Source organism: Pseudomonas imperatae, assembly GCF_057128625.1.
The window spans coordinates 40,135-54,338 of the sequence record NZ_JBSKHP010000016.1 but is presented as its reverse complement, the minus strand read 5'-3'; the positions used below and the strand labels follow the sequence as shown (position 1 = coordinate 54,338).

13 protein-coding genes and 2 pseudogenes are annotated in these 14,204 nt (G+C 63.0%); 7 read left to right on the top strand and 8 right to left on the bottom strand.

The genetic code is table 11. The annotated features are described in order from the left end of the window. The first annotated feature begins 53 nt into the window (after positions 1 to 53). The 3 genes from ACWKWX_RS20250 (at position 54) to ACWKWX_RS20240 (ending at position 3,858) form a co-directional block, all read left to right on the top strand. A complete protein-coding gene (locus ACWKWX_RS20250; RefSeq protein ID WP_483828770.1) occupies positions 54 to 1,472 on the top strand; it encodes an MFS transporter in 1,419 nt (472 codons plus the stop codon). Positions 1,473 to 1,556: 84 nt separating this feature from the next. Beyond that, positions 1,557 to 2,438, top strand: coding sequence for a helix-turn-helix domain-containing protein (locus ACWKWX_RS20245; protein ID WP_483828695.1), 882 nt, complete (start codon positions 1,557 to 1,559; stop codon positions 2,436 to 2,438). A 151-nt stretch (positions 2,439 to 2,589) separates the two neighbouring features. Continuing rightward, positions 2,590 to 3,858, top strand: a complete 1,269-nt coding sequence (locus ACWKWX_RS20240; protein ID WP_473006627.1) for a DUF1479 domain-containing protein — start codon at positions 2,590 to 2,592, stop codon at positions 3,856 to 3,858. Between the two features lie 106 nt (positions 3,859 to 3,964). On the opposite strand, the gene ACWKWX_RS20235 is transcribed toward ACWKWX_RS20240, so the two are convergent. The 7 genes and pseudogenes from ACWKWX_RS20235 to ACWKWX_RS20205 form a co-directional block, all read right to left on the bottom strand. Continuing rightward, on the bottom strand, positions 3,965 to 4,435 hold the full coding sequence (locus ACWKWX_RS20235) for an arsenate reductase ArsC (RefSeq protein ID WP_483828694.1): 471 nt from the start codon (positions 4,433 to 4,435) through the stop codon (positions 3,965 to 3,967). Between the two features lie 16 nt (positions 4,436 to 4,451). Further along, the gene (locus tag ACWKWX_RS20230) at positions 4,452 to 5,735 is read right to left on the bottom strand and encodes an arsenic transporter (RefSeq protein ID WP_483828693.1); all 1,284 of its coding nucleotides are present in this window, start codon (positions 5,733 to 5,735) and stop codon (positions 4,452 to 4,454) included. Positions 5,736 to 5,839: 104 nt separating this feature from the next. Continuing rightward, entirely contained in the window at positions 5,840 to 6,190 is a 351-nt protein-coding gene (locus ACWKWX_RS20225; protein ID WP_483828692.1) for a metalloregulator ArsR/SmtB family transcription factor, read from the bottom strand. Positions 6,191 to 6,366: 176 nt separating this feature from the next. After that, positions 6,367 to 6,831 carry a type II toxin-antitoxin system YhaV family toxin gene (locus ACWKWX_RS20220; protein ID WP_483828691.1) on the bottom strand — a complete coding sequence of 155 codons (465 nt, stop codon included), beginning with the start codon at positions 6,829 to 6,831 and terminating at the stop codon, positions 6,367 to 6,369. After that, entirely contained in the window at positions 6,828 to 7,145 is a 318-nt protein-coding gene (locus ACWKWX_RS20215) for a type II toxin-antitoxin system PrlF family antitoxin (protein ID WP_416424165.1), read from the bottom strand. The genes ACWKWX_RS20220 and ACWKWX_RS20215 overlap by 4 nt, the downstream gene beginning before the upstream one ends. Before the next feature lie 188 nt (positions 7,146 to 7,333). After that, positions 7,334 to 7,937: pseudogene (locus tag ACWKWX_RS20210) on the bottom strand (hypothetical protein); the annotation flags it as partial. Between the two features lie 54 nt (positions 7,938 to 7,991). Then, positions 7,992 to 8,225, bottom strand: a pseudogene (locus tag ACWKWX_RS20205) (SDR family oxidoreductase); the annotation flags it as partial. Positions 8,226 to 8,487: 262 nt separating this feature from the next. On the opposite strand from ACWKWX_RS20205, the gene ACWKWX_RS20200 reads away from it, so the two are divergent. The 4 genes from ACWKWX_RS20200 (at position 8,488) to ACWKWX_RS20185 (ending at position 12,982) form a co-directional block, all read left to right on the top strand. Then, positions 8,488 to 9,294, top strand: a complete 807-nt coding sequence (locus ACWKWX_RS20200; RefSeq protein WP_483828690.1) for a hypothetical protein — start codon at positions 8,488 to 8,490, stop codon at positions 9,292 to 9,294. A 404-nt stretch (positions 9,295 to 9,698) separates the two neighbouring features. Further along, the gene (locus ACWKWX_RS20195; protein ID WP_483828689.1) at positions 9,699 to 10,313 is read left to right on the top strand and encodes a hypothetical protein; all 615 of its coding nucleotides are present in this window, start codon (positions 9,699 to 9,701) and stop codon (positions 10,311 to 10,313) included. A gap of 12 nt (positions 10,314 to 10,325) precedes the next feature. After that, positions 10,326 to 11,570: an AAA family ATPase gene (locus ACWKWX_RS20190; protein ID WP_416424168.1), complete on the top strand. Its 1,245-nt coding sequence runs from the start codon at positions 10,326 to 10,328 to the stop codon at positions 11,568 to 11,570. A gap of 2 nt (positions 11,571 to 11,572) precedes the next feature. Next, positions 11,573 to 12,982 (top strand): hypothetical protein, encoded by a 1,410-nt coding sequence (locus tag ACWKWX_RS20185; RefSeq protein WP_416424169.1) that lies wholly within the window; start codon positions 11,573 to 11,575, stop codon positions 12,980 to 12,982. 210 nt (positions 12,983 to 13,192) lie between these two features. Here the strand turns inward: ACWKWX_RS20185 and ACWKWX_RS20180 are convergent, their stop codons facing one another. Further along, positions 13,193 to 14,128, bottom strand: a complete 936-nt coding sequence (locus tag ACWKWX_RS20180; protein ID WP_416424170.1) for a helix-turn-helix transcriptional regulator — start codon at positions 14,126 to 14,128, stop codon at positions 13,193 to 13,195. Positions 14,129 to 14,204: the final 76 nt, after the last annotated feature.

Genomic DNA, 14,204 nt, shown 5'->3' with positions numbered 1-14,204 from the left:
GTTTTCAAACACTACTGCTTTAAGGACGAAGACCCGTGGTCAGTTCAACAACCCTGGATACCCGCAGCGTCGACTCAACCGCCGGCGCTCGCCGCGCCACCTGGATCGCGCTGTTGGTGGCGGTCACGTTTTTCATGGAGAACCTCGACGCCACGGTCATCGCCACGGCCTTGCCGCAGATGGCCAAGGACTTCAGCGAGGCGGCGGTCAGCCTCAACGTGGGCATCAGCGCCTACCTGCTGGCGGTGGCGATCTTCATTCCCCTCAGCGGCTGGCTGGCCGACCGCCTGGGCGCCAGGGGCGTGTTCGCCGGTGCGATCACGTTGTTTACCCTGGCGTCGATCCTCTGCGCCGCGGCGCCCAACCTTGAGTGGTTCGTGGCGGCGCGGGTGCTGCAAGGCATCGCCGGCGCCTTGATGGTGCCGGTAGGCCGGTTGGTAGTGCTGCGGGTCACCGAGAAGAAGGACCTGGTGCGCATGATGGCAATCATCATCTGGCCAGGGCTGGCGGCGCCGGTGCTGGGCCCGCCGATTGGCGGCTTTATCGTCACGCACTTTGCCTGGCCGTGGATTTTCTACCTGAACATTCCGCTGGGCATCATCGCGTGCCTGGCGGCGTTGCGGCTGATCCCCAACACCCGCCCCGCACAGCCGCGGCCCTTCGACGGCGTGGGCTTCGTGTTGCTGGCCAGCGCCTGCGCCGCCTGGTTCCTCGGCCTGGAATTCCTGGGCTCGTCCGCCAGCGGCCAGTTGCAGCGCGGCGCGCTGCTGGTACTGGCAGGGGCGGTGCTGACCTTTGCCTCCATCTGGCATTGCCGACGGCACCCCACGCCGTTGCTGCCACTGGGGGCGGCGGCCATTGCCAGCTTCCGCGCCAGCATTGTCGGTGGCACGCTGTTCCGCTTGTCGATCACCGCGTTGCCGTTCCTGCTGCCGTTGCTGCTGCAGGTAGGCTTCGGCATGTCCCCCGTGGATGCGGGCATGCTGGTGCTGGCGATCTTTGTCGGTGACCTGTCGATGAAGCCGTTCACCACGCGGCTGATGCGGCGCTTCGGCTTGCGCCGGGTACTGGTGGTGAATGGGCTGGTGGGCGTGGCCTCGATCCTCTGTTGCCTGACGTTCCAGGCGAATACGCCGTGGTACTGGATGGCGTTCGTGTTGTTCGTCAGCGGGCTGTCGCGCTCCATGCAGTTCACCAGCTACAACGCGGTGGGCTTTTGCGAGATACCCCAGGAACGGATGAGCCAGGCCTCGACCTTGTTCAGCCTTTTCTTTCAGTTGGGCATGGCGCTGGGTGTGGCGGTATCGGCGTTGCTGTTGCAGTTGTCGATGAAAGTGCAGGGGCATGGGGATGCCTTGCAGGTCAGCGATTTTCACTGGGCGTTCGTGGGTATCGCCGTCATCGGGCTGCTGGCGTTGATCGATGCGGCGAAGCTGCCGCGGGAGGTGGGGGCGCAGGTATTGACGCGTTAGCGCTGGGCACCCACCGGGGCGGGGACCCGGATAGCTGGTACAATTGTGGCGTTTTCAGTCGATGCCTGTGCGGAATCACGTTGCATGAAGCCCAGTTTTGAAAAGGTCCCCACCGCAGCCAACGCGTCCTGGACGCTGTTGCACCGGCGGCTGAACGACGAAATTCCTTTTGAATGGCACCACCATCCCGAATATGAGCTGACCCTGACCCTCAATAGCCGCGGTCACCGTTACATCGGCAGTGACGTGCAGCCCTATGACGATTGCGACCTGACCCTGGTGGGGCCCAACGTGCCGCACAGCTGGTGCTCTGCCGAAGGGGTCGACCCCGGCCAGCCGCATGTGGCCTTCGTCATCTGGTTTTCCGAGGCCTGGGCCCAGTCGTTGATGGGGCTGTTTCCGGAGCTGGGCCGGTTGCGCAACCTGCTGGCCGCCGCCCAGTGCGCCCTGACGTTCAGCCCCGGCTTTGCCCGCGAGTTGCGGCCGGTCATCGAAGGGATGGCCGCGCAGGACGACCCACAGCGCCTGGTCTCGTTGCTGCAGGTGTTGACCCGTCTGCTTCATGACGGCGACGCGCAGCCTATTGCCCCTGACCAGTGGACGGCGGTTGCCGGCACCCAGGGCGAGGACGCGCGTCTTCATCGGGTGCTGGACCATATCCACGTGCATTACACCGAGCCGCTCACGGTACCGGTGCTGGCCGAGATGGCGTGCGTCAGCGTCTCGGCGTTCCACCGCATGTTCCGGCGCCACACCCGCGGCACGCTGCTGGAGTACATTGCGCGTCTGCGCATAGGCCGGGCGTGTGCGCTGCTGCTGGCAAGCGAGACGAACATTGCCACGGTGGCCGAGGCGGTGGGTTATTCCTCGGTGGTGTTTTTCAATCGTCAGTTCAAGGCGCACAAGGGCATGACCCCAACTGAATTTCGTCGCCAGCATGGCCGACGTTTTCTTCAGGGCGCCTGAGACGCTCCCGGCGCGACAATTGTACTGAAAGACGCGCCAATCCTGACTCCCGCCTGCTCGGAGGCGAGTGTATCTATACAGGCGCTGGAAACACGCTGGCCCCTGCATGCCGGGGGGCTTCACACCGCAATGACCCGAGTCAGTCAAGCCCATGAAAAACTACCAGGCGTTCGAGAGCGCCGACCTTCCCGACAATTACAAAGACAACGTGATCACCATGAAGCGCGTACTGCGCGCACAGATCGGTGATGTGGAGGCACTGTTCGCTGAAGTCAGTGCGTTTATCGAAGGCGAAATCGCGTCCATCCGTGAGCAGGAAGCCGCCACCGGGTGCGGCTGGGCGGTGCTGGAATACGACGCCATCGCCCGTGGCGAGGTAACCCCCGAGCAGTTGGCGCTGATCAAGCGGCGCGGTTGCCTGGTGGTCAGGAACCATTTCCCGCGCGAGCAGGTGCTGGGCTGGGACCAGGCCTTGCTGGATTACCTGGACACCAACGCGTTCGACGCCACCTATCGCGGGCCGGTCGACCAGTTCTTCGGCAGCCTGGAAGCCTCCAGGCCCGAAATTTTCCCCATCTACTGGTCGCCGTCGCAGATGCAGTTGCGCCAGCATGAACGCATGGCCACGGCACAATCGTTCCTGAACCGCCTGTGGAAGACCGAGTCCCAGGGCCAGGCCTGGTTCAACCCCGACGTCAACGCCTTGTACCCGGACCGGGTGCGCCGCCGTCCGCCGGGTACCCGCTCCAAGGGGCTGGGGCCGCACACCGATTCCGGCGCGCTGGAGCGCTGGCTGCACCCGGCGTACCTGAAGGTGTTCGACAAGATCTACCGCAACGACTTCAGTGCGTATGACCCGTGGGATGCGGCCTACCGTACCGACGTCGAGGAATACGCCTACAAGGACACGGTCAAGTGCTCGGCGTTCCGCACGTTCCAGGGCTGGACGGCGCTGTCGGACATGCAGGCGGACCAGGGCGTGCTGCACACGCTGCCCATCCCCGCCGCCATGGCCTATATGCTGCTGCGCCCGCTGCTCAATGACGTGCCCGAGGATGAGCTGTGTGGCGTGGCGCCAGGCAAGGTGCTGCCGGTGTCGGAGCGGTGGCATCCGTTGCTGGTCAAGGGGCTGACGGCGATCCCCGACGTCCGCGCGGGCGACTCGGTGTGGTGGCACTGCGACGTGATCCACAGCGTCGCCCCCGTCGAGGACCAGCAAGGCTGGGGCAACGTGATGTACGTGCCCGCGGCGCCCATGTGCCCGAAGAACCAGCGCTACGCGCGGGACGTGTTCAAGGCGTTCGAGCAAGGCGCTTCGCCGTACGACTTTCCGCCCGAGGATTACGAGGTGAGCTGGAAAGACCGCTTCACCGTAGGCCAGCTCAATGACATTGGCCGCAAGGGGTTGGGCGCTGAGTGAAGCCGCGTCGTCCGCACCTACGCTGGACGAGGTAGGAGCCGGCCTTGGCCGCGATGCAGGCGCCCCGGTACAAGGGTTTCCGTAGGCTGCTGCGGCATAGTCTGGCTTACAGGGTGCCAATGCGCGCGAGCTCCGCGCTCAGCTCGTCACGGTTCAGGGCATCCAGGGGCAGGGCAAGCAAGGCGCCTACCCGTTCGCGGATCTTGGTCAGGGTCTGCTGGAACGCCTGTTCGATCTGCTGCTCGGTGCCGCTCACCGCAGAAGGGTCGGCCAGCCCCCAATGGGCCTTGAGCGAAGGGCCGAAATACACCGGGCAGGCTTCGCCGGCGGCGCGGTCGCAGACGGTAATGACGATGTCCGGTGGCGCGCCCTCAAAGGCATCCGAGGCCTTGCTGTGCAGACCGTCGGTGGCAATGCCCGCGGCAGCCAGGATGCGCAGCGCCCGGGCGTTGACCTGGCCACTGGGGAAACTGCCGGAGCTGACGGCCATTATTCCAGCCGGCGCCACGTGGTTGAACAAGGCCTCGGAGAGGATGCTGCGGCAGCTGTTGTGGGTACACATGAACAGCACTTTCATGACGGGCGTCCTGGGTTCAAAGGCTGAGCCGCAAGGCAAGTGCGCACAGCGTGGCGACAAGGATGGGAAGCGTGAGCACGATCCCGGTTCTGAAGTAGTAGCCCCAACTGACGGTAATGTCTTTTTTCGCCAGCACATGCAGCCATAGCAGGGTGGCCAGGCTGCCGATGGGGGTGATCTTGGGACCCAGGTCGCAGCCAATGACGTTGGCGTAGACCATGGCCTGATGCACCACGCCAGGCGCGTCGGCGGCATGAATCGCCAGCGCGCCCACCAACACGGTGGGCATGTTGTTCATGATCGAGGACAGCGCTGCACTCAGCAGCCCGGTGCCCAGGGCAGCCCCCCATACACCGTGCTGGGCGAACACATTGAGCAACTGCGCGATGTAATCGGTGAGGCCGGCGTTCTTCAGGCCGTAGACCACCAGGTACATGCCCAGGGAGAAGACCACCACCTGCCAGGGGGCGCCTTTGAGCACCTTGCCGGTGTCGATGGCGTGGCCCTTGGCGGCAATCAGGTACAGCACCAGCGCACACGCGGCGGCGGTCGCGCTGATGGGCACCCCCAATGGCTCCAGGACAAAGAAGCCGATCAGCAGCGCGGCCAACACCCACCACCCGGCGCGAAACGTCCCGCGGTCACGAATGGCTTCCCGTGGGGCTTTCAGTTGCGCCAGGTCATAGACCTGGGGCAGATCGGCGCGGAAAAACCACAGCAGCATGCCCAGCGTGGTGGCGATGCTCACCAGGGTGACCGGCACCATCACAGCGGCGTAGCGGGCGAAGCCAAGGTCGAAATAGTCAGCCGAGACGATGTTCACCAGGTTCGACACCACCAGCGGCAAGCTCGCGGTGTCGGCGATAAACCCCGCGGCCATGACAAAGGCCAGGGTGGCGGCCGGCGAGAAGCGCAGGGCCAGCAGCATGGCGATGACGATGGGGGTGAGGATCAGCGCGGCGCCATCGTTGGCGAACAACGCCGATACAGCGGCGCCCAGCAGAATGATAAAGGCGAACAGCCGCCGGCTGCTGCCACCGCCCCAGCGCGCCACATGCAGCGCGGTCCATTCAAAGAACCCGGCTTCATCAAGCAGCAGGCTGATGATAATGACCGCGATAAAGGTCGCGGTGGCGTTCCAGACGATGTGCCACACCTGTGGAATATCCCCCAGTGTCACCGCGCCGCTGAGCAGTGCCAGCACCGCGCCAAAGGTGGCGCTCCAACCGACGCCAAGGCCTTTTGGCTGCCAGATGACCAGGATGATGGTAAGGGCGAAGATGAGCAGCGCGGGCAACATGCGAGGTACCGGGGCAGGGGGTGGATATCATTATATGAATATACGGATATCCAAATATTCAGTAAAGCCCGCCGTCCTGATGCACTGCTGTCAGTTACAGGCCTTCAGCAGCAAGCCTGCTGGCGAACCGGGCGGCCCTCCATGGACAACAGGCGACGGCGGTCGCCGTGGACCCAAGGCAGGTTGGCTTCCAGGGTCAGTTGCAAGACCTCCAGCACCCACTTCGGCAACTCCGGGTGCAAGCGGTAGTAGACCCACTGGCCCTGCCGCCGGTCTGCCAGCAGCCCGCAAGCCCGCAACTGGGCCAGGTGCCGGGAAATTTTTGGCTGGCTGTCCTCCAGGGCGGCGATCAGCTCGCAGACGCAAAGCTCGCCTTCGGCCCGCACCAGCAGCATGATGCGCGCTCGGGTCTCGTCGCCAAGGCATTTGAATACGGCGGGGGGGGACATGCTCATGTTGCCGCTTCCGTAGGTTGTGGTGCGTATATGCGTATTTACGCATGTGTTTGTGGTTTTCGGAAGAGGGGCGGATTGATTGCCTGGGGTTTAGCGGTGTGCCTGGCGAACGGTGGTGCCTGGGACGCGGCCTGGTGGCCGCTGCTACGGGGCGTGGTCAACGGGTGCTGCGCGGTTTATGCCTTGGGTTCGCTCCAATCGCTACGCGTCGCTGCCATCAGCGCATCCCAATCATCAGGAGGGTTACCTCGTCCGAGCATCTTCTCGAACACAGCGTAAGGGTCGGATTTGCTACCCGCGGAGCGCAGGGTATTTTCGTCGTTGACCCATGCGTAGACGATGATTTTGGACCTTGAATCGTAGCGAAAGAACAGACGAAAGCGCCTGTCGATTTTCGCTCGCCGCCAATGGCGGTAGGCGGTGCCCAGCGTATTACCCTGACGGAACTCATCGCGGGCCGGGTCGGCGGGGATAGCCTCCATGATCAGGTGGCTCAGGGCGCGGAACAGCTTGACGTTAGCGTTGCCTTCAAAACCCTGCGGGTCGTTCTGTTCAGCCCGGGCGGCGGCTTCTTGCAGTTTGCGTAGCTGTAAAGTCACACCTTCATGGAACAACAGTGACCATCCATGGCGCTGCGTCAAAGTGCGACCTCGCCGTCAATGTCTTCGTCCAGGTTCACACTGTGGTTCGCGTTGGCCAGCATGGCCTGTGCCAAGTCCTCTGGCAGCGCGGTGAGGTTGCGCCCGCTGCGGATATCAGCCTCCAGCACGTTCAGGAACGCGCCGATGGCAGGGTCTTCATGATCGGCCTCCACCCGGCTAACCACAACTTCACTTCCACGGACATCGAACGCGATCTTGGTCCCCGCATTCAGGCCGAGCAATTGGCGGACAGATTTCGGTAGGGTGACCTGGCCTTTCGAGGTAAGCGTGGCGATTTCGTGGATGGCAGGCATGAAAGTTCTCCGGGACTCTGCGAAATGGATGGTAAGGAATAATCCTTACGCTGTCAATTTCGGCTTTATTAGGGTCACGAATAGACAGCGCTTTCACCCAGCCACGGTCCACCAAATCTAGCGCCGTCCTCCAGCTCAATCCAGAAAAAAGCGCTTGCCTGAAAATCTTCAACAAATGGTCACGCAATTTACTTTCCAGCCTTTTGCTCTACTTCGAGGCTCGAAAGCTCGGCACGACCGCCCCCTTGGGCAAAGCACCACGTTGCGAATGCCCCTAGCAGCGCAGTCAGCACAGCGAGAATCAGAATGACTTACTGGGTACCAATAGGCGCGGCCAACACGGCCACCAACAAACCTGCCAGCGGCTGGGACATGTTATTTAGAAGCGTAATCACGCCGACGGTCTTGCCGAAATCCTGGGGAGGTATTGCCCGCTGCCGGACCGTGCGCATGTAGACGTTGAACATTTTATCGAAGGCGACGATCAACAGAAAACCCAAAGCATAACCCTGCAGGTTATGGCTCAGTGCGGTGATGAACGCGCCACAGGCGATCATCGAGTATCCGTGTGGTCAGCACGCCGCACCGCGCCGACAGTGCAATGAGCCAGCCGATACCACCGAAGACCCCATACAGCGACATCGCCAACACGCCGAGCGACGCCGGATAGATTTGACTGATACGCAGGCTCCTGATGGGCGGGAATTTGTCGCACAAAGCGCCGCACAGGGGGAAGGCGAGGAACCGTGGCAGGGATTGGCGGAAAAACGCGAGCCCCGCCCAGGACGCACTTCGGCGAAACAGGATGCCCCGTCTACTCACATGCTCCACTGGAGTACGTTAAAGCTAGGTCAGATTCAACCCGCCGTCTGATAGCAGTATTTCCCCAGTCAGGTAGTCTGACTCGATCAGCATTACGACAGCTTTTGCGATGTCTTCTGGGCTAGCGGCCCTGCGCATAGGCGCGCGAGTTCTCCACAACTCTTGGGCACCTGTCCACTCTGCGGTCAGAGGCGTGTCGACCAAGCCTGGTGCCACAACGTTTACGCGAATTTCTGGCCCTAGCTCTAAGGCAAGCAGATTGGCAGGGAGCCATCACCGTAGACCCTGGCGTACGGCCAGCCCTAGCACTGTAGCCGCTGCCGTAGGCTGCGCTGGCCCTCGACCACACTGGAAATATTTTTGGCGTACTCAGGGGCCAGCGCAGCCTGGCGGCAGCGGCTACGGCGCGTGGCTGAGCCTTGGCCGACGGGGTGAAACGCAGGTACGTCAAGATTCATCTTGGGAGCAACAGGCTTTGGCATACTCAGCGCACTTTTCAATCTCGTCTGGACCGAACCGCATGGAAGACTCGGATCAAAATAACAGCCGTATACCTCCCCAGAACCGCCCTCGCGCGAGCTACCCATGGGACGGGCAAAGCGATTTTGCTGCCTGTAATTTTGCTTTAGGTACCTTTCTGAACAACCTCCGGGGGCGGGTCACTGTGAATGGGCGCCTGCACGCGGAAACGTATTTGGCAGCAAGTGGGGTGATTGCGGGATTTGCCGCCCAATATGCGCTGCTCACCAAACTTGTCGCTGAACAGGACGACGTTGCGTTAGGACAGCTCCGCAGCGTTGCAGCCAGCACAGGCAAGTTTTTTCAAGGTAGGCCACTGTATGACGCTCTGGTCCCAGACAGTAATGCCAACCTCAATGAGAGGCTCTGGTCTGTAGCGGGTAGAGGCGCCGAGGCTGCGGGTATGGATACCAAATATTTGCCTCGTGTACTGGACCTATTCACACATGTCACAACGGCAATAGGCTCCGAAAAAGAGGGGATGCCCTCTGTTGCAGCAGAACATTATCCGCAACTACCCCTGCGGCAATTGCTGACGCTTTTGTGGCCGTTCGCCTCAATGTGTTTGACTGGGGATGCGCCTGAGGTTGTGGCGCCTGGCAAACGACTTTGGCCTGCTCATTTGGGGCCGGCCAGTACCAGGTTTTGGCCTGCCATAACGGCCCACGCTGCAGCCAGCATCATTCATGAGGTGAAGGGTGTGCTTGACCCTGTCGTTGCCCTGAGAATCGTCATGGAATCGGCCATATATGGATCGATGCTGGATCAGCGACCTGATGCGTTGACGGGAACCCCCTCAGTTCCGTGAGCGCCTGGAGTGGAAATCTGGTCAGTGACAGCTAACTCGATCACAAGGTCGATCACCGGCTAGGGCTTTGGTTGCGCGGGGCAGTTCATGGCGCAAAGCGACGGCGCGTCTGAATGACGGAGGGTGATCTGAACCACCTGCTTGAGTGCCCTTGCAATGAGGCTATCAAAAATTCCACAGTTATCAGGAGGGTTATCGCGGCAGCATCCGGGACCGCTGTCGACGGTAGAACCGATAGACACCACGGCCCAAGACCTCGCCTTTTTCCTAGGTGGCTGGTCCGCCAGCCCGTTTATTTCCCTTTTCGCGCAAAGCCTCTAAAGTGAGTTGAACCCCCTTGGTTTGACAAGGCAGGCACGCCTCCGCCAGCGCGCGCGGGCGGAGGTTTGTCAAGGATGATGCCCGTGAGCCGCAAACACTTGGAACCCGTTTCCGCCCAGGCGCCGCCCGTGCGCGGCCCCACCGTGAAGCAACCGCTGCCCCGCGTCCGCCTGGCGGTGTTGGCGATGCTTGCGGTGTTGGGCACGGGGGCGTTGCTCAGCGCCTGGTGGCCGGCCACCTCGGACCACCTTTCGGCGAGTACGCGCACTGAATTGCAGCGCACCTACGAGCACCTGGCACCGCTGACCCTGGAAGCCGTCGCCCCCCCGGACACAGATCAGGCGCTCGACAGCATGCATTTGGACGCCGCCCAGCGCGCCCAACTCAAGGCCACGCTCACCGCGCAGCCGGCCAGTGCCCGCGATGCCACGCGTTTGGTGTGGGTCGAGGTGTGGGATTTTGCCTCGGAAGACGGTGACGTCGTGCGGCTGTCCTCCGCCGGTTTCAGCATTGATTGCCCTTTGCGCCACGCTCCCGCGCGCTTTGCCGTGCCCGTTGATGGCAATGGGTTGCTGACCGTAACCGGCGCCGTGGACGGTGGTGGGGGTATCACCCTGGGCATTCGCGCCGTCAGCGGTCCCGTCATGCTGCCAGTGCTGGCGCCGGGGCAAAGCCTGGCGTTGCGCGTGGGCCTTTGACCCGGGGGTGGCATGCTTAACCGACTGACACGCTACATGCCGTTGTTCTTCGCTTTGATGGTTTTCGTGATGCTGTACCAGTTCATCGAAAGCCACTGGCCAAAACCCGCCGCCGTGGCCGCCATGCTCGCCGCGCTGCATCAAGTGGGCTGGTACCTGGGCGCGGCAGCGCTGCTGGGCTGGACCTTGCTGATACTGGGCTGGCTGCACGCCACCGGGCGTCTGCCGGGCTTTTTAAACCGAGAGGCGCTTATGGATATTCTGGACAGGCTCACCAACAAGCAAGCCCTGGAAGATGGCCTGGAAAAGCTCGACGCCGCCACCTTCATCGACGCCAAGAGCCTGGCCGCGGCCCTCAAGCGGCGCGTGGTGGGGCAGGATGCGGTATGCGACGACGTTGCCGCGCAGATCCGCCGGCGGTTGGCATTGTCCCAGCGCGGCAAGCCGGTGGGGGTGTTTTTGCTGGCGGGGCCGCCGGGTACTGGCAAGACCTACCTGGCAAAGACCCTGGCCAAGGAGCTGGAGCGGCCGTTGCTGCATCTGGACATGTCGCAGTTTGCTTCTGGCAGCCATTCGCTGTCGCAATTGCTGGGCATGAACAAAGGCTACGTGGGCTCCGACACCTACGGCAAGCTGACGGCCGGGCTACAGGACTCACCCGACGCCGTGGTGCTGCTGGATGAAATCGAAAAGGCCCACCCGGACGTGCTCAAGGCATTCCTGACCGCCTGGAACGACGGGTTCATCACCGAGCGCTCCGACGGCCAGGCCATCTCCACGACCCAGGCGATCTTCATCCTGACCACCAATGCCGGCACCCAGCGCCTGGCCGAGGTATCCGCGCAGTTCGCCACTGACCCCGACGGCCTGCGCGACGCCGCGGTCAATACCTTGCACGAAGCTAGCTTCGCCCCGGAAGTGCTGAACCGGATTGACCGCATTTTCGTCTTCCAGCCGTTCAAAGGTTTGGACATTGCCCGTGTCTGCGCCCTGGAAATCGAAAACATGATCCATGGCTACGGCCTGCAAGTGGCCGACCAGGGCATTGACCCCGACATCATTCTCACCCTGATGGCGCGCTACCAACGGCAGAAGCGCCTGACCTCGTCGCGTGACTTGATCCGCGCCATCGAGGAGCAGCTCGCCGACTCGCTGATCGAGGCCAAGAAGGCTGGCCAGTTGCGCGTCGAGCTGTTGATGGACGAGGAACAGCAGGTGGCGGTGCGCGCCCACGCCACGGAAGGGCAGCGGAGGTAGGCATGGCCGAGGCGCACAGCCTGTGGCAGCGCTCGCCGCCCTGGCGCTGGCTGTTCAGCGGTACGGTACTCATGACGGCGCTATGGATCATGGCCGCGCCTTGGCGCCTGCCACTGGCGTCGCTGGGGGCAGGGCGCTACAGCCCGCCGCCGGCGCAACCGGCGGCCACGGCCGCCGTCGCCAGCCAGGTGCGACAGTCGCCCCGTGACGCCGAGCTCGACCGGCCCGTCACCGTCGGGCCCACCACCTACGGCAGCGACACCGAGCTGCATGTGATCGGCGTCTATGGCGCCGCGACCTCGGGGGCCAATCGCATCAAATGGTTGGAGGTGTGCACGCCTCACGATAACCCGTCCCCCCACATCATGGACTGCAAGGAGCAATTCGAGGCCGCGCATCCCGAATATCGCACCATTACCGTAGAGGTCGAACGCAGCAATGCGCCGATGGTGCTGGTGCTGATGGCCTATGAGGCGGTGAACTGGAAGATTGCCCTGCGTCCCGGCACGGATCTACGCAAGGTGATTGCGGTGGGCTATTCAGGGCCTGATGTGCAGGGGGTGCCCGATACTGTGCCGGTGGAGGTCTATAGCCATGGGGCGTCGCCGTGCCAAAACTGCTCGCGTCAGCCGGGTGGGCAGTGGGCCTATGATCCCAAGAGCGCTGAATACCCGCGCGCCATGGCGTGGTTGAAAAGCATCACAGGGCTTGATCCAAGCTCCTTCCAGGGGGGCTACCAGGGCGATCACTTCACCCTGCGTCGCTGGATGGGTGACAAGCCCGCCGTCGCGCCGGGCAGCGCGGAGGAGGTGGCCGGCAAGTGGTACACCAACGATGTGGCATTGGGCGGCAAGACGTTGCTATTGCCCGAAGGCCGCTGGCAAGGCATTGCTTTGGACCACACGACGTTCGCGCGCGGCGAGGACTACCTGCTGACCCTGGCCCGCAGCGACAACGACAAACTACAGGAGGTAATGGTGGCCCATTTGCAGACCGTCAGCGACCATGGCGGCTTCCCTGCCTATGCCGCGTGCGCCCAGGCCGCCGATTACGGCGGCCAACTCACCGGCAACCAGGCGTATGGCGCGCAACAATGTTACTGGGTTAACCACAGCGAAACCCCCTGGCAGCAACCGGTGTACCGCCTGGCCGCCAATCGGCTGGCTGACAAGGGGGTGCGCGTGCCGGAGTCGGCGCTGGTCAGTGGTTTTCACAAGGCCGACCAGAACATGTCGTTGACCATGCAGTACTATGCCTTCGCCGATCCCGCCGTCGCCGGGGGCGGGTCGAACTGGGCCGTCCACCCCTGGAATCCGGCGCGGGTGCAGAGCGGCAGCGCCATCCGCCGTTTCATAGACGAACGCCTGGGGTGGGCGAGTGGGTGGTATAGGTTGATGGGGGTGATGCATTGACGGCGCCTGCCGCAGAGGATCAATGCGGCAGGATTGAACGCCGATGACCAACAGGTTCTTCTCCCTACTCGAGCTGCTACCCACAACCTCCTGTCAATATGGATCGTCCGACCAAGACCGCCTTCGTTGGCGACCCTATGCGCGCCCCTCACTTTGTCTGGTTGCTCAAGGCGGCAACCACCGCGTAGGCCCGGACGCAGCCTGCGGCTGCTACGAGGTGGCGGGGCGCACCGATTTTGGGGTGCGGCCGTAGTAGCGCTCGAACGCTGCGCTGAAGCTGGACAGGTGTGCGAACCCCACCCTGTACGCCACCGTCGACACCTGCAGCCCGGTCTCCAGCAACTCCCAGGCCTTGGCCATGCGGATATCGGTGAGCATGCGATGCGGGCTGGTGCCGAACAGGGTGCGGAAGCCCTGCTTGAGCTTGAACTCGTTGGTGCCGACAGCCGCACACAGGTAGCCCACGGTCAGCGGCCTGTCGTATTGGCTCATGAGGATGCCGCGTGCGCGCTGCATGATGTCCTGGTCGTGCGCCCAGGCTTTGCTGGTCACTTTTTCCTGCGGCACGAAGGGCCGCACCTGTTCCGACAGTAGCCCCAGTGCGGTGATGTGAGTGTCGAGCAGGCTGCCGGCGTGGTCATGCAGGTGGATCAACGATTCGGCCAGGCGCTGGGTAGCGGCGCCGTGCTTGCCGCAGAACAGGTGGTGGGTGTTCTTGCCCTGGCCGCTGCCATCCAGCAGGCCCATCAGGCCGTACTTGTGCAGCAGCGGTTCCTGGGCAATCAGCCGCACCTGGCGGATGGCCTGGTTGGCCGGGTAGTGGCGCTCGCCGCGCAGGCAGCCATAGGCGGCGATGGTGCTTTGCCCGGAAATGAAGTCGAAGCGCTGGCCGTTGGCCCCGGTGCTGCTGGACTGGCCGTCCAGGGCCACGGCTACGGTCAGCGAGCGCTGGCGCTCCTGGGTGCTGGTTTCCACCAGGTCATGGCGTGGGTGGTAGTTGGCGTACACCACGGCCAGGCCGTCCTCGAACAGCAACTGGTCGGTGTAGCAGGTGCCCAACTCGGCGGGCAGCTGCGAGCGCACCCAGGGGGTATTGCCCACGCGGGTGGGCGCCGACCGATCCGCGGCCGTGAAGCGATAGCTCATGGTGACTCCTTTCCAATGCTGCTGATGATGGCGTGTCGGATCCGAAATGCCAAACAGAGAATCCGTATCGACTAAG

What these genes read in the sequence shown, in the direction of transcription:
- ACWKWX_RS20245 (WP_483828695.1), top strand. Translation starts at nt 1,557, where the DNA reads ATGAAGCCCAGTTTTGAAAAGGTCCCCACCGCAGCCAACGCGTCCTGG.
- ACWKWX_RS20240 (WP_473006627.1), top strand. Translation starts at nt 2,590, where the DNA reads ATGAAAAACTACCAGGCGTTCGAGAGCGCCGACCTTCCCGACAATTAC.
- ACWKWX_RS20235 (WP_483828694.1), bottom strand. Translation starts at nt 4,435, where the DNA reads ATGAAAGTGCTGTTCATGTGTACCCACAACAGCTGCCGCAGCATCCTC.
- ACWKWX_RS20230 (WP_483828693.1), bottom strand. Translation starts at nt 5,735, where the DNA reads ATGTTGCCCGCGCTGCTCATCTTCGCCCTTACCATCATCCTGGTCATC.
- ACWKWX_RS20225 (WP_483828692.1), bottom strand. Translation starts at nt 6,190, where the DNA reads ATGAGCATGTCCCCCCCCGCCGTATTCAAATGCCTTGGCGACGAGACC.
- ACWKWX_RS20215 (WP_416424165.1), bottom strand. Translation starts at nt 7,145, where the DNA reads ATGCCTGCCATCCACGAAATCGCCACGCTTACCTCGAAAGGCCAGGTC.
- ACWKWX_RS20200 (WP_483828690.1), top strand. Translation starts at nt 8,488, where the DNA reads ATGGAAGACTCGGATCAAAATAACAGCCGTATACCTCCCCAGAACCGC.
- ACWKWX_RS20190 (WP_416424168.1), top strand. Translation starts at nt 10,326, where the DNA reads ATGCTTAACCGACTGACACGCTACATGCCGTTGTTCTTCGCTTTGATG.
- ACWKWX_RS20185 (WP_416424169.1), top strand. Translation starts at nt 11,573, where the DNA reads ATGGCCGAGGCGCACAGCCTGTGGCAGCGCTCGCCGCCCTGGCGCTGG.
- ACWKWX_RS20180 (WP_416424170.1), bottom strand. Translation starts at nt 14,128, where the DNA reads ATGAGCTATCGCTTCACGGCCGCGGATCGGTCGGCGCCCACCCGCGTG.